This window comes from Clostridium tyrobutyricum (genome assembly GCF_019144085.1).
GTDB classification, from domain to species: Bacteria; Bacillota; Clostridia; order Clostridiales; family Clostridiaceae; genus Clostridium_B; species Clostridium_B tyrobutyricum_A.
The window spans coordinates 1-19,819 of the sequence record NZ_JAHHUY010000043.1 but is presented as its reverse complement, the minus strand read 5'-3'; the positions used below and the strand labels follow the sequence as shown (position 1 = coordinate 19,819).

The 19,819-nt window shown below is 28.0% G+C and carries 25 protein-coding genes; 21 read left to right on the top strand and 4 right to left on the bottom strand.

Annotated features, from left to right (window positions below; translation table 11 throughout):
* Nucleotides 1-124: 124 nt before the first annotated feature.
* The 3 genes from KM800_RS13985 (at nucleotide 125) to KM800_RS13975 (ending at nucleotide 2,154) form a co-directional block, all read left to right on the top strand.
* Complete coding sequence (locus KM800_RS13985; protein ID WP_217813641.1) at nucleotides 125-724, top strand: hypothetical protein; 600 nt, start codon at nucleotides 125-127, stop codon at nucleotides 722-724.
* 199 nt (nucleotides 725-923) lie between these two features.
* Complete coding sequence (locus KM800_RS13980; protein ID WP_217813640.1) at nucleotides 924-1,829, top strand: ParM/StbA family protein; 906 nt, start codon at nucleotides 924-926, stop codon at nucleotides 1,827-1,829.
* Nucleotides 1,819-2,154 (top strand): hypothetical protein, encoded by a 336-nt coding sequence (locus KM800_RS13975; RefSeq protein ID WP_217813639.1) that lies wholly within the window; start codon nucleotides 1,819-1,821, stop codon nucleotides 2,152-2,154. Before KM800_RS13980 ends, KM800_RS13975 begins: the two co-directional genes overlap by 11 nt.
* A gap of 32 nt (nucleotides 2,155-2,186) precedes the next feature.
* On the opposite strand, the gene KM800_RS13970 is transcribed toward KM800_RS13975, so the two are convergent.
* The 3 genes from KM800_RS13970 to KM800_RS13960 are packed head-to-tail and all read right to left on the bottom strand — an operon-like array spanning nucleotide 2,187 to nucleotide 3,222.
* The gene (locus tag KM800_RS13970; RefSeq protein WP_217813638.1) at nucleotides 2,187-2,744 is read right to left on the bottom strand and encodes a hypothetical protein; all 558 of its coding nucleotides are present in this window, start codon (nucleotides 2,742-2,744) and stop codon (nucleotides 2,187-2,189) included.
* 6 nt (nucleotides 2,745-2,750) lie between these two features.
* A complete protein-coding gene (locus KM800_RS13965; RefSeq protein ID WP_217813637.1) occupies nucleotides 2,751-2,999 on the bottom strand; it encodes a DUF3847 domain-containing protein in 249 nt (82 codons plus the stop codon).
* A gap of 1 nt (nucleotide 3,000) precedes the next feature.
* Complete coding sequence (locus tag KM800_RS13960; protein WP_217813636.1) at nucleotides 3,001-3,222, bottom strand: hypothetical protein; 222 nt, start codon at nucleotides 3,220-3,222, stop codon at nucleotides 3,001-3,003.
* Nucleotides 3,223-3,481: 259 nt separating this feature from the next.
* Between KM800_RS13960 and mobQ the strand changes: the two genes are divergently transcribed.
* Nucleotides 3,482-5,506 (top strand): MobQ family relaxase, encoded by a 2,025-nt coding sequence (mobQ, locus tag KM800_RS13955; RefSeq protein ID WP_217813635.1) that lies wholly within the window; start codon nucleotides 3,482-3,484, stop codon nucleotides 5,504-5,506.
* 33 nt (nucleotides 5,507-5,539) lie between these two features.
* Here mobQ and KM800_RS13950 read toward each other — a convergent pair whose 3' ends face one another.
* Nucleotides 5,540-5,731: a hypothetical protein gene (locus KM800_RS13950; RefSeq protein WP_217813634.1), complete on the bottom strand. Its 192-nt coding sequence runs from the start codon at nucleotides 5,729-5,731 to the stop codon at nucleotides 5,540-5,542.
* A 160-nt stretch (nucleotides 5,732-5,891) separates the two neighbouring features.
* Here KM800_RS13950 and KM800_RS13945 point away from each other — a divergent pair, with 160 nt between their 5' ends.
* The 17 genes from KM800_RS13945 (at nucleotide 5,892) to KM800_RS13865 (ending at nucleotide 19,752) form a co-directional block, all read left to right on the top strand.
* On the top strand, nucleotides 5,892-6,959 hold the full coding sequence (locus tag KM800_RS13945) for a hypothetical protein (protein WP_217813633.1): 1,068 nt from the start codon (nucleotides 5,892-5,894) through the stop codon (nucleotides 6,957-6,959).
* On the top strand, nucleotides 6,956-7,288 hold the full coding sequence (locus KM800_RS13940) for a CagC family type IV secretion system protein (RefSeq protein WP_217813632.1): 333 nt from the start codon (nucleotides 6,956-6,958) through the stop codon (nucleotides 7,286-7,288). The genes KM800_RS13945 and KM800_RS13940 overlap by 4 nt, the downstream gene beginning before the upstream one ends.
* Nucleotides 7,289-7,306: 18 nt before the next feature.
* On the top strand, nucleotides 7,307-7,699 hold the full coding sequence (locus tag KM800_RS13935; RefSeq protein ID WP_217813631.1) for a hypothetical protein: 393 nt from the start codon (nucleotides 7,307-7,309) through the stop codon (nucleotides 7,697-7,699).
* Between the two features lie 11 nt (nucleotides 7,700-7,710).
* Nucleotides 7,711-8,319: a TrsD/TraD family conjugative transfer protein gene (trsD, locus tag KM800_RS13930; RefSeq protein WP_217813630.1), complete on the top strand. Its 609-nt coding sequence runs from the start codon at nucleotides 7,711-7,713 to the stop codon at nucleotides 8,317-8,319.
* A gap of 12 nt (nucleotides 8,320-8,331) precedes the next feature.
* Nucleotides 8,332-10,341 (top strand): VirB4 family type IV secretion system protein, encoded by a 2,010-nt coding sequence (locus tag KM800_RS13925; RefSeq protein ID WP_217813629.1) that lies wholly within the window; start codon nucleotides 8,332-8,334, stop codon nucleotides 10,339-10,341.
* A complete protein-coding gene (locus KM800_RS13920) occupies nucleotides 10,338-11,651 on the top strand; it encodes a hypothetical protein (protein ID WP_217813628.1) in 1,314 nt (437 codons plus the stop codon). Before KM800_RS13925 ends, KM800_RS13920 begins: the two co-directional genes overlap by 4 nt.
* Nucleotides 11,648-12,601, top strand: coding sequence for a lysozyme family protein (locus KM800_RS15630; protein WP_217813627.1), 954 nt, complete (start codon nucleotides 11,648-11,650; stop codon nucleotides 12,599-12,601). Before KM800_RS13920 ends, KM800_RS15630 begins: the two co-directional genes overlap by 4 nt.
* A gap of 15 nt (nucleotides 12,602-12,616) precedes the next feature.
* Nucleotides 12,617-13,198 carry a hypothetical protein gene (locus tag KM800_RS13910; RefSeq protein ID WP_217813626.1) on the top strand — a complete coding sequence of 194 codons (582 nt, stop codon included), beginning with the start codon at nucleotides 12,617-12,619 and terminating at the stop codon, nucleotides 13,196-13,198.
* A 2-nt stretch (nucleotides 13,199-13,200) separates the two neighbouring features.
* Nucleotides 13,201-13,668, top strand: coding sequence for a hypothetical protein (locus tag KM800_RS13905; RefSeq protein ID WP_217813625.1), 468 nt, complete (start codon nucleotides 13,201-13,203; stop codon nucleotides 13,666-13,668).
* The gene (locus tag KM800_RS13900) at nucleotides 13,661-15,274 is read left to right on the top strand and encodes a VirD4-like conjugal transfer protein, CD1115 family (RefSeq protein WP_217813624.1); all 1,614 of its coding nucleotides are present in this window, start codon (nucleotides 13,661-13,663) and stop codon (nucleotides 15,272-15,274) included. The genes KM800_RS13905 and KM800_RS13900 overlap by 8 nt, the downstream gene beginning before the upstream one ends.
* A gap of 38 nt (nucleotides 15,275-15,312) precedes the next feature.
* Complete coding sequence (locus KM800_RS13895) at nucleotides 15,313-15,801, top strand: hypothetical protein (RefSeq protein WP_217813623.1); 489 nt, start codon at nucleotides 15,313-15,315, stop codon at nucleotides 15,799-15,801.
* A 12-nt stretch (nucleotides 15,802-15,813) separates the two neighbouring features.
* Nucleotides 15,814-16,635 carry a conjugal transfer protein TrbL family protein gene (locus KM800_RS13890; RefSeq protein WP_217813622.1) on the top strand — a complete coding sequence of 274 codons (822 nt, stop codon included), beginning with the start codon at nucleotides 15,814-15,816 and terminating at the stop codon, nucleotides 16,633-16,635.
* Between the two features lie 93 nt (nucleotides 16,636-16,728).
* Nucleotides 16,729-16,899, top strand: a complete 171-nt coding sequence (locus KM800_RS13885; RefSeq protein WP_217813621.1) for a Spo0E family sporulation regulatory protein-aspartic acid phosphatase — start codon at nucleotides 16,729-16,731, stop codon at nucleotides 16,897-16,899.
* Between the two features lie 70 nt (nucleotides 16,900-16,969).
* Complete coding sequence (locus KM800_RS13880; RefSeq protein WP_217813620.1) at nucleotides 16,970-17,227, top strand: TIGR04540 family protein; 258 nt, start codon at nucleotides 16,970-16,972, stop codon at nucleotides 17,225-17,227.
* 123 nt (nucleotides 17,228-17,350) lie between these two features.
* Nucleotides 17,351-17,536: a hypothetical protein gene (locus tag KM800_RS13875; protein ID WP_217813619.1), complete on the top strand. Its 186-nt coding sequence runs from the start codon at nucleotides 17,351-17,353 to the stop codon at nucleotides 17,534-17,536.
* A gap of 506 nt (nucleotides 17,537-18,042) precedes the next feature.
* Complete coding sequence (locus tag KM800_RS13870; protein ID WP_217813618.1) at nucleotides 18,043-18,573, top strand: recombinase family protein; 531 nt, start codon at nucleotides 18,043-18,045, stop codon at nucleotides 18,571-18,573.
* Nucleotides 18,574-19,305: 732 nt separating this feature from the next.
* Nucleotides 19,306-19,752, top strand: a complete 447-nt coding sequence (locus KM800_RS13865) for a J domain-containing protein (RefSeq protein ID WP_217813617.1) — start codon at nucleotides 19,306-19,308, stop codon at nucleotides 19,750-19,752.
* The last annotated feature ends 67 nt before the right edge of the window (nucleotides 19,753-19,819 follow it).

The following is a 19,819-nucleotide window of genomic DNA, read 5'->3' as shown; positions in this document are numbered from 1 at the left end:
AATTATCATAAATTATGATAATTTAGCTTATATAAGTAATTATTTTTTATTATTTAAAGGAAATTTTTGGCTCATGTAGAATATAAACTATAATTAATTATCATAATTTATAGGAGTGATAAGAATGGATGATGATATAAATATTAATTATCTTGTTAATATAGCAAAGAGTATAAATCATAATACTATTGAAAATAAAAAAAGAAATAAAGAAGAAAAAATAAATACAGACAAATTTATAATGACAAAATTTAAAATTAGTAGAAAAAGATTTTCAAAGATGATACAAGGTATTTCTATAAAATATAATCCAAGAACTCATATGTATGATATTCCTAAAGAAATAAATGGCAATAAATCCATAGTAGATAAAAATAAATTATCATTATCTACTAATAATTATAAAAAATTTTTCAATCAAAGTAATGATGATAATTTATCTGAAATTACTACACGAAAAATTAAAAAAGTTATTGAAAATGAGTATCCTGAAATACTAAAAATTATTAGTTTATATAAAAAAAACAATATAAATTTTATTGAAAAATCAAATAAAAAAGTAGATATACATAGACCAGAATTGCAGGGGGAACTATTCAGTAAATCATTTAAAACGTACAAAAAAGTTTTAGATGATTTTGTAGAATTTTGTTCTAATAGAATAGAAAAGCAAAGAGATTTAGTAGCAGTAGCCTTACTGGAATTTATGGAAAAATATAAATGATATATTTTTTATATAAAAGTTATATAAAATTTAAAAAAATACAGTCTTGTAATACTTTTTATATAAAAAGTATTACAAGATATTGACTTATACAAGAAAAAATTATATAATTAGTATATAAAAAGTATTACAAAAAAGCTATGTATATAAAATTTATATAAAAAGTATTACTAATTAAAAGAAAGAAGGAATATTAAAAATGGTAAATTTGGGTGTGGATTTGGGAAATGGATATGTTAAGTTTAGAGGTAAAAAATTTGCAAGTAGAATTAAGTTAGGTAGAGTAGCCAATTTCGGTAAAAAGAGAGAGGACATATACCAAGTAAATTATAATGGTATTGATTATGTAGTAGGAGATGGAGAATATTTTACTACTGGTAATAGATATTTCACAGATGATTATAAAATATGTTTATTAACTGCTGCTGCTTTAAGCAGTAAAGATCCTGTGATAGATATAAATATTTGTGTAGGACTTCCTATTATAAAATATATGAGTGAAGTTAAAGATAAATTTGAAAAATACCTAAATAATTTAAATGTAGAAAAAGTAAAAATTAATGGTGAAGAAAAGATAATAAATATAAAAAGTGCTGTAGTATTTGTTGAGGGTGCATTGGTTGTTTTAACTAAAGATAATCAATCTATTTTAACTATAGATATAGGAGCAGGAACAGTAAATATAATTCAATGGGAAAATCAAGAACCTGTTAAATTTGATACAAAAGATAAATCTTTTTATAATTTATATTCTAAGATTGCAAAACATTTAAGAGATACAGGTAGAGGAAGTGTATCAAGTGAATATATAGAAAAACATTTAGGAGAAGATGAAATAATAATTAATCAGAAAAAAGTTGACATTAGAGATACACATAAGATTATAGAAAAACACGTTACTGAATTAGCTTCTGAAATAGAAAGCTATTTTGATATTTCTAATGTATCTAAAATTAAGTTAATGGGTGGTGGAGCATTACCTACTTTTAAATATTGGAAAGCAATATATAATGACGGAGTTGAATTGATTGATGATAGTCAATTTATAAATTCAAAAATATATGATAAAGTATTAGAAATGAGTGCTGTTGCAAATGAAAAGTAAAACGGATGATAGGAAGATTAAGCCAGTTTCTTTTAATCTAAAGAATAAAAAGGACTGTGATATTTTAAATTATTGTGATAACTTAGGAGAAAGTTTTAGTGCATATGTGAAAGAATTATTATACAAGGAAATGCACAAAGATGAAAATACATCTGATATTGTAAATGCCATAAATAATATTGCAAAAATTTTAGAAAATAAAAGTTTAAAAGTTGATGAAATGGCAGTAGAAAAAGATATAAAAGACACAAAAAAAATAAGTAGTGAGGATAAAGAAAGTAAAAATATAATTTCAAATATATTGAACATGGGTGGAAAAAAATAAAGGAAGAAGGATTAAATTTAATCCTTCTTCCTTTATTTTTTCAATAGTATTTCGATTTTATTAGAAGTGCACTTTATTCCATCTTCAAACCATACTAGATTTACATTAGATGTATTAAATTTAATAGATAAACCATATTTATATTTATATTCTCCTTTTTGACTTGTAAGAAGTTCTAATTTTTCCTCATCATTTTCGGTATTAGGGTTCCACCATGTCTTAGCTTCAATTACCAGTATATTATTATCATTAGATCCTCTATTATGAAGTATAAGATCAGGATATCTTTTAATATTATTAACTTTTTTTGAAAAACATAAATTTCTATTATATTCACAATCTAAATTTAATTTTACATCTTTTTCTAATTTTAAAATACTCATTAATTTTTTGTTCATAATTTCATAAAGATATATTCCTAAACGAAATACAATTTCTCTTTCACCTGTATAATTATATACAGGTTCATTAGTATTTTTTGAAGATGTACAATTATGTTTAGGCATTTTAATTAAATATAGATCCTTACTATATAACTTTTCAAGTGCTTCTACTAGTAATTTTTGTAGTTGTTCTCTTTCATTACTCATTTTGATTTATTCCTTCTTTAAATTATACTTTTTAGGAGCATTAGTTTTTATATATTCCGCAAACATAGAAAATATAGCTTCTCTATCTTCTATAGATAGGTGTTCTATATTAAAATACTTTTCTGCTAATGCACCAGTCTGTATTAGACGTCTTGTCCTTTTTTTACGTTCTTCATAATTAACTGATTTACTTAGGGCTTTCTTTTTATCCTCTAAATATTTAATTTTTAAATCTAATTTTTCAATGTTATTCATATTAAACTGCTGAATTAGAATTTACATTATTAGATTTATTATCTTTATTAGGATTATACTCATCTATTAATCCTAAAATATCCTTAGTAGAATAATCAGATAGCCCCCAAGATTTTATGAGATATGCTCCTACTTCCTTTTCTCTTTTTGCAATTAAGTCAGCCTTTTTCTTTTTCAATTTTTCAATTTGAGCTTCTATATCATCTATCTTATTTTTAGCCATAATAAAACCTCCAATATTATATCTATTGTAATTAATTATAGCATTTATGACAAAAAAATCAAACATTCATATTGAATGGTAAATATGGTAGTGATATAATTAATTTGTAAGGTTTTAGTTATCCCGAGTTTATGAAGGGCGCACTTATACACCATAAATGGTGTGTGCGAAATTTTTTTTAAAAAATTTATTAAAATAAAAGCAAAACGCTTTTGCGTTTTGAGCATTAATAAATTAATGCAATGAAAGGAGGGGCGTTATGGCAATATATCATTTTTCAGGCCAGATAATAAGCAGATCAAATAAACAAGGTAGACAACGCTCGGCTGTTGCCTGTGCTGCTTATAGAAGTGGAGAAAAGCTACATGATGAAAGAAGTCAAAGCGATAAGTTTTATAAAAGAAAAGTCCAACCTGTGACAATGATATTAGTACCCAAAAACGCTCCTTCATGGGTTAGTAGTAGAGAAAGATTATGGAATGAAGTGGAGAAAAAGGAAAAGCAGTACAATTCACAACTAGCAAGAGAGTTTAATATTGCACTTCCAAAAGAATTGAGTAATGAAGAACAAGAAAAGCTTACTTATGATTTTTGTAAAAAGAATTTTGTTGATAATGGTATGGTAGCTGATATTGCTATTCATAGAGATAACAAAGATAATCCTCATTTCCATGTAATGCTTACTATAAGACCATTTGATGAAAATGGAAAATGGAAAGCTAAATGTAGAAAAGAAATAGTTACAGATAAAAAGACAGGTAGAAAAAAATCTATGAGAATAAATACCGTAGATTGGAACGATAAAAATAAGATGAAGGAATGGCGTAAGTCATGGGAAGATTTTTCAAATCGTGCTTTAAAGGGTAAAGGAATATCTATAAGTTCTAAAAGTAACAGAGAGTTAGGAAAAGAAGTTAAACCTACAATACATGAAGGATATGCAGCAAGAAATATGGTTAAGAAAGGAAAAATATCTGACAGAGTAAATAGCAATAAGAGAGTGAGAGAGTATAACAGAACTGTAATAGAGTTGAAAAAGTATAAGCAAGAAAGAGAAAGAAATTTAAATAATAAAAAATTCTATTCTTGTTTGACTAAAGATGAAGTTAAAAATTTATGTAAAATCGCAAAATATCTAAAAACTTATATAAATATTGATACTATTGAGAGAAGAAAAGAACAACTTAAAAATTGGAATAAGTCTTTAAAATTTAAAGATGATACTGCAGATAAAATTAAAGCCTTAAATAGAATAGAAAAAGAAGAAGCTGTTCTCTCTACTGCCGAAAATATTCTGGAAAATAGAGCAGATAAATTTATAAGTAAATATTATAAAAATTTAGATATAGGTAATCTAACTAAATATGAAAGGATATATTTAGTTGATACAACTTTAAGAGAAAACAAAATACTTGATGAAAAAGAAATTGAACGGGTTAAGAGATATGCCCAAAATGATATTCTTGAAAATTATTTGAAAGACATATTGAATAATAGAATTAGATTTTCAATTTCCATAAAAAACAATATCAATCATTTAGAGAATTTGTTTAATGAGGTAGAAGATAAATATAATATTTCACTTGAAGATATAGAGAGTGTGAAAAATGCTCCTAAGAGTATATTAAGAGATTTAAAAAGAATTACACTTACTAGAAAGCAATTGAAAGAATCACTTACAATTATGAATAAAATTTATGATAATCAGTTAGAAGAAATGTATCCTAATTGGGAAAATAGAGTTAACTTAACTATAGAAGAAAAAGAAGTTTTTATAATGGCTAAGGACTATTATAGAAGAAAATTAAAAGCAGATGATTTTAAAATTTCACCAAGAAAATATAATAAAGATCAACAAACCGAAATATTGGGTTTACTTAAAAATGACAGAAAAACTTTGAAACAAAAATATACTGATTTTAAATTAAGTAATAAAGGATTTGTTTACATGTTCTATGCTGAATGTGCTTCTCATGCTGATGAACTAGATAGTAAAAGTAGAGAGAGAATAAATGAATACTTTGACAGAGATAATTATTTGAAAGATTTTAATGTTTATAGAACTAATAATAAAAATAATTACAGTGATGAATTTGATAAGTTTGATAAGTCTATACAGGAATACAAAGAAAATATTAGTAGTCCTAAACATGGAAATTTGTTATTTGATAGTTTAAGAAGTTTGATAAATCAAGTAGCAGCAAGAAATAGAAATCAATTAGAAAGAGAAAAAGAATTAAAATTAAAGAGGAAAAGAAAGAGAAGAAGAAATATAGGTTTATAAAAATAAAAGCCTTAATTCAAATAAGGCTTTTATTTAGAAATTCTTTAAATATCCTTTTTCATGTAGGGCAAATCTAATTAATGTTTTTATAGCACCTACACGTTCAGGTTCTAAACTATCTATTTGATATTGTTTTATAGCTTCTAATAATTGATTCTCGAACTTAATTTGAATTTGTGTTTTATCTTTTGAAAGTTCATCATTAATATTTATTTCATTATCCATTGTAGTAGCTCCTTTATCTATTTTGAAACATTAAAAATATTTATTGAATATTCATTGAGTATTTTATAGATATGCAGTATAATATATATTATAAGGTAATCCACATTTATATCATATCAACTATATTAAAAAATATCAACTTTTTAAAGGGGGAATTAAAATGAAATGTAAAGATGATAAAAGTAAAAGTGGTGAAGAAAATTTTTACCTTGTGATGGAAAAAAATCTTAAAAAAATAAGACTATATCAGAAAAGACAAAAATATCTAAAGAATTATGAAGATGAAAAAAGAAGATTAGATAAATTAGAACAAGATTTAAGAGAAACTAAAAAATTGGAGCAGGAAGAAAAAAGAAGGGCAAAGCTAAAGTTAATTGATTATGAAATCATTTATGAATTAATGAAATTTGAAAAGAAAGAGCTATTTAATAGGAAAAGTAAGCTACTAAAAAAATTTAATATAGACAATAGTTCATCTGTCAGTTTAAAAAAAGATGGTGATGAATATTTTTTGGAATATCAGGAAGAAGAAAAAGAGCCTTATGCTATTACTAAAAACTTTAAGACCAAAAATGAAGCACTGGAAAGTTTATTTAAATCCTCACAGTATGAGATCATGAGAAACAGGACAATTTTTACAATAGGTAAAGATACTTGTATTTATCTAAAGGATAATAAAGATAAAATCAGGCTGAATTCGTTTGATATAGGCGATTTAAAGCTTGATACTATACCATTAAATAATGCTAGAAGAAAAATTCTATTAGAAAGTCTAGAAAACAATCCTACAGTAAGAAAAAATATAATAGATAAGACATTAAAGAAATTCAATGTAGAAACTAAAGGCCTTGATTTTAAAATTACAGATAACATAAATAAGGCAAAAGAAAGAATTACCAATAATTTACAGAATAATGAGAAAATAAATAATATTAAGACAGAATTAAAAAATGATAGCCATGCATTTTTAGAAGGTTTTCTAAGTTTCTATGGTATAGAGCTTAATAAAAAGCTTGATGAAACTAAACAGCCTTTTGAAATTATAAACAACAGGAAAGGATATTCAATTAATAAATGCACCAGGAAAGGGGAGCTGTCAAAGGTTTCACCTTATTTTAGGAAAGATGAAGCTATAAGAAATTTAGATGAATTAAATAACTATTTAAAATTACAAAAGAAAAGAAATATTAATAAAAATTTGAGCTTAAATCAGGAGGGAAAAAGATGAAAGGGAAAATAACAAAATGCTTAGTTTCAGCTTATACAGCAGTTTTAGTGTTTGATAGTACAGGATTAGTAAGTGCTGCATCAGACGCAGGGCAGGTACAAAGTAAATTAAATCAGGGACTTACATCTATAAAGGTGGTTATTACATCTATTATTGCAATAGTAGGAATTATAGCAGCTGCAAAGATAGTAATATCTAAGCTGCCAAGTCTTGACGATCCTAATATGAAAAATGAAATGTGGAGGGGTATAGGTATGGTAGGTGCTGCGGTAGCAGCAGGAGGAGCTTTGACATGGCTTATACCTTGGATTTATGCACTATTTCAATAAGAATAAGGAAGTGAAAGCATGAAAGTAGATAAAGAGGACATAAAAAAAGTTCTTTTAGAAATGCTTGATGAAGATGGAGAGGAAAGAGAAGGTAAAAGATTCATTTTCCCACGAAATGTAGAAAGTGGTTACAATTTAATACCAGGGCTTACAGGTATGGACGCAGTAAAGTATATTTCCATACCTTTACTTATATCAGTTTTAATAATTGCTGTACCGCCTTACAGCGTAGCTGCAATATGGATTGTAAAAGCGATACTTGCAATACTTTTTATTGCTTGTGGTTTTATAGTGGCTATTGCAAGACCAGTCAGGTACAGAAGCAATATAAGATGTGTTGAGCATATAAGGACTATTTTAAGTTTTTATAGCAGACAGAAGATATTTTTCTTAAAGCCTAAAAAAAGATAGGAAGTGAGATAATGCAAAAAAATAAAAAACAAGTTAATACAGTCAACAAGTTTATACAGGATATAAGCCCCATAGAGGGCGTATATGAGGATTTTGTCTACTTAAAGGACAATAGGCTTCTCTCAATGATTAAAGTTGAGGGAATAAACCTAGACCTTTTAGCACAGTACGAACAAAGTGTACTTTTTGAAGATTATGCTTCCTTTTTAGGTCAGAACAAAGAAGATAATCCTGAAATTGTTTCTATGACGATCCCTTTAGATATGAAAAATTATAATCTTTACTGGAAAAAAAGGTATTTAGAAGCTAAAAAAAATAACATTAATAAGCACTTATTACAGCTTATATCCTCATACTGCCTGGAGTATCAGGATATGGAGTTATCAAGTGATCTGACTACAAAGCAGCATTTGATAGTTATAACTGAAAATGTAAAGAAAAGGACTATTGAGGAACTCAAGATTTCAGAAAAAGCTTTGAATAATAAGGTTAAAAAGGTACAGAACTCTTTGAATACACTACTTGAATCTTATGATGCAGAAACTATTGTATTAAATGCAAAAGACATTGTAATTGCACTACACAGGTTTATAGATTTTAAAAATTCAATTTATGTATAGGGAGTGAGTAAATTGTTTAATTTGAAAGTTAAATATAAGAAATCAAACAGTAAAAATATAAAACCTAAAGATATTGAGAAAGTAGAAGTGATAGAAGAAGTTAAAAAAGATGAACTGACAGGAATTATAGATAATACAGCTATTGAAGCCATTTATCCTTTTGTATATAAGGAAAATAAAGACAATGTAGAACTTGGTGGAAACTATGTAAGGGTTATTGCAGTAGCTCAGTACCCTACACAAGCAAGGGGCAACTGGCTTTCTGATTTAAAGAGATTAAAGGGTAATGTAACGATTACCCAATATATAGAGAAAGCCAGTGATACCACAATGCTTGACCATTACAATAAAAGTATAAAGAACAAACAAGCTGAATTACTTAAAACTAAAGACCCAAGGCTCACAATGAATCTGGAAGAACAGATCAAAAGCGCACAAAATCAATTAAGAGAATCTTTAAATAATAAGTTTGGCTTCTTATATATTTATACTTATATATTAATTCAAGCAGAAAGTCTTGAATTAATCAATAGGTTAGAAGAAAATGTCAATAGGATTTTAATGAAAGTTCATATGAGAGGGATAATTCCATACTACCGTATGGGGGATGCCTACTGGTCAGCTCTACCACTTCAACAAAATAAACTTAAAGATTACACATATCAGATGTCAAATACAACAGCAGCAAGTTCATTTTTCCTATTTGATGATAGTGAAATATGTGACTTGTCCCCAAGTTCGATAATTGAGGGAATAAACAAGATCACAAATTCTATAGTTTCAATTAATTACTTGGATGATAGAAGGACACTTAATCAAAATATGGTTGTTGTTGGAACGTCAGGAGTTGGAAAAACCACTTACCTTAAAAGAAAAATACTTAATCTTATAGCAAGGGGTTTTAATGTCTATATAATAGATCCAGAAAATGAGTATAGTGAAATTGTTGAATACTTTGGTGGTACTGTAGTCCATCTATCAAGTATATCTGATACTAAAATAAATCCACTAGAGATATTTTCAGAGGAAATTACAGAAGATGAATCAATTAAAAATCTGAGCGATAGCTCAAGAGTTGAAAATCTTATAAAGCAGAAGTGCCAGAGGTTAAGAGGACTATTCAAGGCGATCAAAAGTGATATGACACAGGTTGAAATGTCAATAATAGAAAGCCTTGTAATTAACCTTTATGATAGGTTCAGAGAAATTAAAGATATAAGTAAAATGACACATGAAGATTTCCCTACATTCGAGGATTTATATAAAAAAATCGGAGATTTAAAAAAAGAAAGTGAAGAAGAATTTAATAAGATCAAAGACTTTTATTTTATACTTAAAAGCTATGTATATGGCTCAAATTCACTGTTTAATGGTTATACAAATATAGATCTGAACAATAATATTATTTCATTTGATTTAAAAGCTCTACAAAGCGAAGCTGACATACAGGGAGCTTGTTACTTAAATACTTTTAGTTATCTTTGGGATATTATAACTAAGTCAAATAAGGAAAGTGATAAATACACTTATTTATTTATAGATGAATTTCACTTCTTGATAAAAAATAAAGAGAGTGCGGATTTCTTTGTTCAGGCATATAAGAGGTTCAGAAAGTATCATGCGGGAGCAATAGCAGTAACACAGCAGATACAAGATGTACTAAGAGCCGAAGGCGGTCTTGGAACAGCAGTAATTGAAAATAGTTTTACAAAGTTATTCTTTGGGCTTGATAACAGAGGGGTTGATGAAGTTATAGAAAAATTGCAATTAAATTTTTCTAAACCTGAAATATCCCTACTTAGGGCAAAAAGACAAGGCGAAGCACTACTTTTATATGGAACAAAAAGGGTTTTTATGAAAATAAAGCTTAGTAAGGAAGAATTAAGACTAGAAAATAGAAAAAGGTATAAAGAGAAATATGAGAAAAGTCCAGATATACAGCCAGATTATGAAAATGAACTTTATATAAGCCCTATGGAAATGGAAGAAATAAAGAATAATTTAGGGGGGTGGACAGCTTGAAAATAATCCTTATGGAAGATTTAACAGCATATACAAAGAAAAATGAATATATGGTACACATAAGTGATAGTAAGGCTTTAGCCGAAAATGTATCGGAACTTGAAGGATTAAAAAAAGAAAATAAATATTGTTTTCCTCTTATATCTGTAGAGCATGAAGGACAAAAATACATCTTGAAATACAGTATAGAAGAAGGATACAAACCTATAATAAGGGCTAAAAGTTATTCAAATGTTTTAAGACTTTCACTTCTTGAAAGAATACTTGCTATAAATCCACTTAAATCCTTTGAGGATAAAGTCTTATTGCACCCACAGAATATATTTTTTAAGGACTTAAAGAATGTAAGGTTCATGTATAGAAGTAACAAGCTCATACCTTATGTCCATAATTATACAGACCTAGAACAGTATAAATTGCTTATAATGTCAATGCTTTCACAGTTTCCATTTGAAAAATTTAAGATAAATAAAAATGCACTCTTAAATAAAATAAAAGATGATTTTTTATTCAAAGTTGATAAATCTCAATCAATAAAAGAACTTCATTCCATAGTTAATGAAAAATTGAACAATGATGAAACTCAGCATTTTAAAGATATTGAAACTGCTAAAAGGTTAAATAAACAAAAAAAGACTATGACATGGATAATAACTGGCGCTGTAATATTGGTTATTTTAATATTGGTTATTGGAATAAGTAAAATTTCAAATAATAAGGTAAAAGAAGTTTACTCAAATAAAATTGAAATGGCAGACAACAAAGCCAATGCTTACAAATATCTGAGCTTAGGAAATTACAATAGTGGAGTTAGCTTACTAAAAAAAAGTGGATATACAAAGTCTCAGATAGCAGATATATATTTACAACTTGGTAAATATGATAATGCGATAAAAACAGACCCTAACTCTACAGGTAAAGTAATTAAGGAAATGTATGAATCAGGACAGGAAAAGAAAATTTTGAATTTAAAAGAGAATAACAGTTATATAAATACGGAAAAGCAGATAGTTTCATATAATTACAACTATTTGTTAGCAGGAAAAGAGCTTATTTCAGACAATGACCAGTTAAAAAGATTAGCAATGGCATTTATATTACATGGAAATATAGTTGACGCAGAAGATGTAAATTCAAAGCTTCATAGTGAAGATATTACAAAAGCAATAAATGAAAAGAATGCCACAAATAAAATAAACAGTTTAAGAAGCAGTATGGCAAAGGAAAAGGACGCTAAGAAAAAATCTGCTATTCAAAAACAGATCGATAGTTTAACTAAACAGTATTTACAGAAGGATAACACGAAATGAAGAAGATAATAATTATTGTTGTTGCAATGTTTTTCATAATAATTGTGGCTATTCTAGGACACCAAAAAAACAGCGATAATAATAGTTTTGGAAAGGCAAATATACCTGCGTCAGTTCAGAAATGGCGACCTTTAGTTTCAGAAGTTGCTAATAAATATAAAGTTGGGAATTATACCGAAGTATTACTTGCTATTGTATATCAAGAAAGTGGGAATACAGGAACAAATGATATAATGCAAAGTTCGGAGAGCGAGGGACTTCCACCAAACTCAATTCAAGACCCCGAAACATCTTTAAATGTTGGAATAAAATATTTTAGCTCTATTGTGCAGTATGCAAATAAGAAAAAATGTGATCTTGCAACTATTATACAGAGCTACAATTTTGGTCAGGGATATGTAGATTATGTAGCGTCAAATGGTGGAAAGGGTACAAAAGCACTTGCAGAATCTTTTTCAGCTTCACATGGCGGTGGATATGGTGATCCTAGTTATTATGGCCATGTTATGAGGTATGTAAGTATAACAGATACAGGAGTATCAGAGGGTGCTTCTCAATCTCCACTGGGAAGTGACTCTTATAAAAGATTAATGGGTACAGCAGAAAAATTTCAGGGAGAAGCTTATGTATTCGGAGGTTCTAATCCTTCTACTGGTTTTGATTGCTCAGGGCTTACACAGTATGTCTATGGTCAGGCAGGAATAAATCTTCCACGTACAGCCCAAGCACAGTATGACGTAACAAGTAGAGTTGCTCCTAGTGATGTAAAGCCAGGTGATTTAGTATTTTTTCAGGGGACATATAATGCAGGTGATTATATAACTCATGTTGGTATATATGTTGGAAACAACAAAATGTATCAAAGTGGAGGTCATGGAATTGGATATGAAAGTTTAGACAACAGCTTCTGGAAAACACATCTAGCAGGGTATGGCAGAGTTAGAGAATAGAAAAGAGGTAAAGATATGAAAAAGATTTTTATAGGCTTAGCAGCATCTATTGTACTGAACATTATTTTGATTATAGGTATTGCAGGCCAGGGAGTAATATCAAGCAGACAAGAAAGTCAATTACAGAGTTTAACTACTGAAAATCAGCAGTTAAATCAAAAGTTATCTCGGCTATCCAGTGAGGGGAGTAACCAAGATAACTATGACATAAAAAATGTAGTACACAATTTATTTTATGTCCAATTCAACTATAATAATCAAACTTATGTATCAAGATTTAAAGAAATTAGGAAGTATACAACTGATGGGGTATATCAATCGCTTCAAGGAGCAGGAGGGGCGGAAGCCCCTAAAACCCAAATACAAAACAAGGTTAACAGCTTAAATATTTATTTAACTGATACAAATATAGATACAGCAAAGGCACTTGTAAGTATTAGTACAACTTATAGTGTAAATGGTTCTAATGCTTCACCAGTAAGCCAAATTTATGAAGCAGAGGTAATAAAACAGGGCAGTAAGTACCTTGTAAATAAAATAACTTTAATGGGTAGTTTTGCTCCATATAACAGTGGCAGCAGTAGAGGGGGAAAATAAAAATGCCTAAAAGAATATCTAAAGGTAAAGTAATCGGAAGTATTGTAATATCAGGGCTTCTGGAAGTCGGAGTTGTATGTTTAAGTGAAGTTGGTGCTGTAGCACAGAGATACAAGATACCTAATTTAAATAAAAAAGTGATAATTTCAAACCTTCAAGGTTTGGGACATCACCCTATTAGCGTAATTTCAACTTTAGCAAAGAGTAAAAATCCTATATTTATTTTGGGTACTTGTGTAGTTGTAATTATATTTTTAAAGCTGCTATTAAGTACTGGAAGCAATAAGTCAAAATATGAAATTGAATCTAACTATGCAATACATGGTTCAAGTAGATATTCCGACAATAACGAAATTTTTGTTGAAGGTCAAACTGTAGGAGTACTTACAAAACAGTTAATTCAGGATTTAATCCAAAGTATTCAAAAGAACGACAATAACAATAATGAAAGGAATGGGGAAAATGATTAATAAAGTAAATTCCAATGGTATAGTGCTTGGAATAAAAGATGACTTAGCCTTAATTCAGCCAACAAAGTCTACACTTCCTAACAGAAATTGTTTTGTTGTAGGTGGACCTGGTTCCTTTAAAACTCAAAGCTTTGTTGTAACTAATGTTTTAAATGAAAGAGAATGTTCTATAGTAGCCACAGATCCAAAGGGAGAGCTATACGAAATGACAGCAAAAGTTAAGGAAGCGCAGGGTTATGAGGTACACGTTATAAATTTTATGGATATGTCCAATAGTGACCATTACAACCCTTTTGATTATGTAAGAAAAGATAGAGAAGCAACAACAGTTGCAAATACAATGGTTGCAGCCAAAAATGACCCTAAACATAAGGACATATGGTACAATGCACAGCTAAGTTTACTAAAGGCATTAATATTATACAGCATATATGAAATGCCAGTAGTTAAGAGAAATATGAGTGGAATACTTGATTTTTTACAGGAGTTTGATCCTGAACAAGACGAAAGTGGAGTTTCAGGACTTGATGAACAGTTCCTGAAGTTGAGTAAGAGTCATCCTGCAAGAAGGGCCTATGAGCTGGGATTTAAAAAATCACAGGAAGCTACAAGGGCAAGTATTATAATCTCACTTTTAACTACTATAGGGGATTATGTAGATCAGGAGGTAGCAGACTTTACTTCAAATTCAGACTTCTTTTTAAATGATGTTGGTAAAAGAAAAATAGTCTTATATGTAATAATTCCAGTTATGGATGATACATGGGAAGGACTTATAAATCTATTCTTTAGTCAGATGTTTCAGGAACTTTATACTTTAGGTGCTGAAAATAATTCAAAGCTTCCACAGCCAGTAATTTTTTTGCTTGATGAATTCCCAAATCTAGGGCGTTTTGATAATTATGAGAAATTTTTAGCAACTTGCAGGGGTTATGGTATAGCTTGTTGCACTATTATTCAAAACATAACACAGCTTCAAGAAAGATATGGTAGAGAACAAGCAGAGAGTATTCTAGGTAACTGTGGCATAAAATTGTGCTTAGGTAATGTAAATGACACTACAGCAAAGTATTTTTCAGAACTTGCAGGAAAGACAACTGTAAAGGTTCAGACATCTTCAAAGTCAACTTCAAAGAGTAGTAAAAATGACAGTTCTTCAAGCTCTCAAAATTTTAGTTATGCAGGTAGAAATTTAATTAATGCAGATGAAATATTGACTATGGAGCCAGAACAATCAATTTTAATAATTACAGGTAAGCACCCTGTAAAATTGAAAAAGGCAAAACAATTTGAACTGTTTCCAGGTATAACAGAAAAATTTAGGACAAGTCAGAAGGATTATGAAAGAAGAATAGCAGATGAAGTTTTGGTATTTAGAGAAACAAAAAAAGCTGAATATGAGGAATATATAAATTCTGATGAAAAGCAGCAGGAATTAAAAGAGCAGGAAGAAAAACTACATGGAGCAAAGATAAAAAATTCAAATAAAAACAATAAAAAGGATATTGAAAGCTTAGAAAAAATATTTTCAGAAAGTGAAAATAATACAGATGAAGAAATAGAAGAATTTGACGAGCTGGAGGATAAAGAAAAGGATCTTAAATAAATATTAAAAATTATTTAATTTATTGGAGGAGATTGAAGATGAAAATAAAAAGTAAATTTATATGTATTGGATTGATGTTAATTTTGGTTCTTTCATTTGTAGGCTGCGGTTTTAATGAAGATAAAGCAAAAACGGATAGTAAACAGGCTTTACAAGCTTTTCTAAGTAGTCACAATAATAAGCAAGTGCTTGTTAAAGGTACAGGTCAAGGAATTAATAAAGAAAAAGTTAAGAATTATATAAATAAAAATTTCAAAAATTATTTTACCAGTGATTTTCTAAATGATACTGATAATGAAATTGAAACTGGAAATTTAGAAGATGGAAAAACATTTTATATTTTTGAAAATGCACCTATTTCAGATATATCATTTAGAAATAAATATTTGATTAATAGTCCGAAAGTTAAAAAAGATGATGAAACTGTTGAATATAAGTTACAAGGTAATGATGGATTTGCGGAATACTCTATAGATATAATTATGAAACAAGAAAATGGAAGATGGAAAATAGATAAAGCAAACTAAGGAGTGAGATAAGTGTTTGATATAAGTGATACTATAAATAACTATATAGGTGACAGTATAAAAAATTTTTTAAATAGTGCATTTAAAGCTATTTCAAATATACTTTTCAAACCAGGCTCTATGCCAGATTTTTTTAATACACTTTATAGCATATTTATAGGTATGGGTGCAACAGTAATAACTATAATTGTGCTTTATAGAATAGTTGAGTATATGTTACAAACTTCAACTGGCACAAATGATACACCACTTTCAGAAATACTTATGAAGACAGTAAAAGCCTCTGCAATGATTGTTATAGCACCAGTCCTATTAAAAATTTTAGTTGGACAGGTGGCATATCCACTAGGAGATTGGATGTTTAGTCAAGTAGCAAAGAATGCTTCAGAATCAACAATAAATTTTTTATCTAGTGGTGTCTTAGCAGATATACTTGGTAAGGGAATTGTATTTTTAGCTGTACTTGCTTTTATAACTATTGCAGTAGTGGTATTTTTCGTTAAGATGTGTGTTTATCATGCTGAATTAATAGTTTATCAAATATCTTCTGTATGGGCTGCAATTTCTATGGTTTCAAACAATATGGATATTATGATGGAATGGTGGAAAGGACTTCTTATGATGATTGTATCTATTCTAATGCAGACAGCTTTAATAGTAGGTGTAACGGAAATCTTTGTTCATAAAGCAACATGGTATAATTCTATGCTTCTAATTGGTTTCTGCTATTTGATTATAAAGGGACCTGATCTATTAAAAAGAATGTGGTATGGTACAGGTACAAGCAGAGGATTTATGCGTTTGTTAGCACAAAGATTTATAATGAAAAGGTAATTTTAAAGGGATTACTAATCTAATCCCCTATTTTTTTATCATTTACAATACAACACTATTTTAGTATAGTATTGTAAATAAGGAGGAATTCTTATGGATAGAGTTAAACTAATGATTAAGAGAATAGAGGAACAAAGAGCATTATTAGAACAGCATATAAAGCAAGTAGAAAATTTATCTGATCTTAAAATAGTTACTGAAAGTCAAAGATTAGATGTGATGATAAATGAATATATAAAAGCTAAAGAAATTGATGAAAATTAATGGAAAAATATTCATTATAGTGTAAATATGGTATAATAAAAGTATTAAAAGTGTAAAAGAGGTATAAAATATGTTAGATATTAATATTATAACGAATCCTAAAACGGTAAAGGGTCTAGCTAGAGAGATAATAAATGTATGTGACGGATATTGGTCAAGAAGAATAAAAGAAGATGAAGCTAAAGAGTATATTAGATACTGGTCAAAATATGAAAGCATTAAATTATTTAAAGGGGACAAGCTTAACTCTACCGTAATAAAAATAATAGGGAAAAGACGTACAAAGCTTGTAAATACATGGCTTGCAGGTACTCAAATTTCTATATAATAACCATTTTATATGATATAATATATACGAGAGAATAAAGTATTTTGGATTAGTCACTCCCTGGTTTTTTATCTCTTGCAAAGAGGTCATTGTGGTTAATTTGACAGCATTGGGGGTGACAAAATGAGTTCTGATATTGTTATTACATCTATAGTGTGTGTTACGATAGTTGGTATAGTATGTATTTTTGCTATACTTGCATACTTTAAGGATAATGCTATTTTTAGATATAAGAATAGTTCAAAAGACAAGAGTAATGAAATTTCAATTACTGTTGATAATGATAAAGATAAAAACTCAAAAAACTAAAAATGCACCCACGCTAATAAGTGCATTTTAGTTAATCCAAACATATAAACCTGAAACCACAATGGCTTCTTTTATATATATTATAACATATTTTTTGAAAATTAAACTTGAAATTATAAGTAAATTTAAGATCATATTACAATGTAGTATGGTTTTTATATATTATAAATTAAAATATACAATAAATATTATTATATAGTATGTGCAATTATATGTATATATGAAGATGATATAAGTAAATATAGTATATATATTTAGATAATATTATAAAATTAAGAATAAATATAATAGGGAGCTACACTCCCTAAAACCCTAGTCTACCGCCTTACAGAATGAACACCTTGTCAACTTCGTACCTCTGTTGACACCTTCCATTCCTCCAGTTAGTGTCCACATAAAAGGCTTCTCTATTTTTATATTCATACAATATATAAATTAATTATTAAAACATAAATAAAGATATGTTATACTAGTATAGTAATTAATTAATAAACGAGGTGATTAAGTTGGCACGAAAGACAATAAAAAAGCTTGAAACTGACTTAAAAAACATGGAATTTCTGTATAAACAGGAACTTGAAGAAAATGAAAGGTTAAAAAATTTAGTAGAAGGTAAAAATGTTATTTCAATAGATGAATATAATTTATTACTTGAAGATTATAATAATATGAAAGATATGAGAGATAACTACAAAAGACTTTATGATGATTTAAGAATTAGATATGATGAACTTAGAAAAAATAGTACAGTAATTAATAATAAAACTGTTAAAAATGAACGTGGAGCAGGAAGAAAAGCTTTTGATAATTTAAATGCAATAAAAAGGATATATGAGTTATATATACAGGGTAATAGTCTTAAAGAAATCTCAGATATATTAAATGGTTCAGGAATTAAAACTAAACTTGGTGGTAACTGGTCAAAAAGTTCTGTAAGATTCATCTTATTAAATCGTAAAAATGTTGAAAATGAATTTATCAATGAAGATATTTATAATCGTATAGTAAAATTACTGAACGATAGAAAAAAGAAATAATATTCAATTATTATAATCAAATAACCTTTTCCCTAATTACAAATTTTATCAAAGCAGGAAAATAGTCAAGGTTACGCTCCGCCGAATAAGAAATTTTTTAAGAAAGAACACTTAAAAAGTTCCTTATTCGCCCTTGACAATTTTCCTTTGTCTTTGATTTTTAGTATTTAAGGGAAAAAGGTATAAATATATATAAGATATATAACTTTTGATTTTCATAAAAAAGATAAGGATTAAATCAAGACTTTAAGGACATTTAGAAACTAAATAAATATAATTACACCTTTAATATTAAAAGTTGCTGTAATAGGCTCATACTGCTTATAGAATGTAAAAGCAATATAAAAAAAGAATTTTATAAATTTACATTTGAATTTTGTATAATTTTTTCATGAAAATAGGTAAATACTATTGACAATGGAGTACATACGGAGTACAATATAAGTATAGTAAGAAAGGAGGTGCAAAAGTGATATATATAAGATTTTATTAGAAATTAAAAAACTAAAAAGCCCCAAGAAAAATCTCAGAGCCATCCCAAAAATAGTTTTTAATTTTAAATCAAAGTCTTAAAACTGTAGTGGATACGAAGTATTGACCGTACTTTGTACCTTCTACATAAATTTTATCACAATCCACATTAAAATAAAAGATACGTTTTTTCTAACTTTTATAATATGGCTGATTTTTAAATTTAGAATTTTAAAAAATGAAAATTAGGAGGTCTTGAAAATGGAAAATTATTTTGAAAGCATAAAAACAGTTGAGGAATTAAAGGAAAAATATAGAAATTTAGCTTTAAAATATCACCCTGATATGGGTGGAACTAATGAAGAAATGGCAGAAATAAATAATCAATATGATGTTTTATTTAAAAAGCTAAAAGAAGAAAATCAAGAAAGTACATTTGATGATGGATTCAAAGAAGTAATTAATAAAATCATAAATCTAAATATAAAAATTGAGATATGTGGTAGTTGGATATGGGTATCTGGTGATACAAAACCATACAGGAAGGAATTGAAATTAGCAGGTCTTTGGTGGGCTAATAAAAAAAAGATGTGGTATTGGCACAGTAAAGAGGACAGAAAGAAAAGAAGAAGTAATATGAGTATGCAGGAGATAAGAAAAAAATATGGTACTAAGACAGTAAATAATTCTATGAAGGTTATAGCATAAAAATTAAATTAGCATAGAGCTTATAAGTCCTATGCTAATAAAAATAGACCAGCTAGTAAAAGTCAAT

Bases quoted from the DNA above. Each gene is read 5' to 3' on its own strand.
- KM800_RS13985 (WP_217813641.1), top strand. From the start codon at position 125: ATGGATGATGATATAAATATTAATTATCTTGTTAATATAGCAAAGAGT.
- KM800_RS13980 (WP_217813640.1), top strand. From the start codon at position 924: ATGGTAAATTTGGGTGTGGATTTGGGAAATGGATATGTTAAGTTTAGA.
- KM800_RS13975 (WP_217813639.1), top strand. From the start codon at position 1,819: ATGAAAAGTAAAACGGATGATAGGAAGATTAAGCCAGTTTCTTTTAAT.
- KM800_RS13970 (WP_217813638.1), bottom strand. From the start codon at position 2,744: ATGAGTAATGAAAGAGAACAACTACAAAAATTACTAGTAGAAGCACTT.
- KM800_RS13965 (WP_217813637.1), bottom strand. From the start codon at position 2,999: ATGAATAACATTGAAAAATTAGATTTAAAAATTAAATATTTAGAGGAT.
- KM800_RS13960 (WP_217813636.1), bottom strand. From the start codon at position 3,222: ATGGCTAAAAATAAGATAGATGATATAGAAGCTCAAATTGAAAAATTG.
- mobQ (WP_217813635.1), top strand. From the start codon at position 3,482: ATGGCAATATATCATTTTTCAGGCCAGATAATAAGCAGATCAAATAAA.
- KM800_RS13950 (WP_217813634.1), bottom strand. From the start codon at position 5,731: ATGGATAATGAAATAAATATTAATGATGAACTTTCAAAAGATAAAACA.
- KM800_RS13945 (WP_217813633.1), top strand. From the start codon at position 5,892: ATGAAATGTAAAGATGATAAAAGTAAAAGTGGTGAAGAAAATTTTTAC.
- KM800_RS13940 (WP_217813632.1), top strand. From the start codon at position 6,956: ATGAAAGGGAAAATAACAAAATGCTTAGTTTCAGCTTATACAGCAGTT.
- KM800_RS13935 (WP_217813631.1), top strand. From the start codon at position 7,307: ATGAAAGTAGATAAAGAGGACATAAAAAAAGTTCTTTTAGAAATGCTT.
- trsD (WP_217813630.1), top strand. From the start codon at position 7,711: ATGCAAAAAAATAAAAAACAAGTTAATACAGTCAACAAGTTTATACAG.
- KM800_RS15630 (WP_217813627.1), top strand. From the start codon at position 11,648: ATGAAGAAGATAATAATTATTGTTGTTGCAATGTTTTTCATAATAATT.
- KM800_RS13910 (WP_217813626.1), top strand. From the start codon at position 12,617: ATGAAAAAGATTTTTATAGGCTTAGCAGCATCTATTGTACTGAACATT.
- KM800_RS13905 (WP_217813625.1), top strand. From the start codon at position 13,201: ATGCCTAAAAGAATATCTAAAGGTAAAGTAATCGGAAGTATTGTAATA.
- KM800_RS13900 (WP_217813624.1), top strand. From the start codon at position 13,661: ATGATTAATAAAGTAAATTCCAATGGTATAGTGCTTGGAATAAAAGAT.
- KM800_RS13895 (WP_217813623.1), top strand. From the start codon at position 15,313: ATGAAAATAAAAAGTAAATTTATATGTATTGGATTGATGTTAATTTTG.
- KM800_RS13885 (WP_217813621.1), top strand. From the start codon at position 16,729: ATGGATAGAGTTAAACTAATGATTAAGAGAATAGAGGAACAAAGAGCA.
- KM800_RS13880 (WP_217813620.1), top strand. From the start codon at position 16,970: ATGTTAGATATTAATATTATAACGAATCCTAAAACGGTAAAGGGTCTA.
- KM800_RS13875 (WP_217813619.1), top strand. From the start codon at position 17,351: ATGAGTTCTGATATTGTTATTACATCTATAGTGTGTGTTACGATAGTT.
- KM800_RS13865 (WP_217813617.1), top strand. From the start codon at position 19,306: ATGGAAAATTATTTTGAAAGCATAAAAACAGTTGAGGAATTAAAGGAA.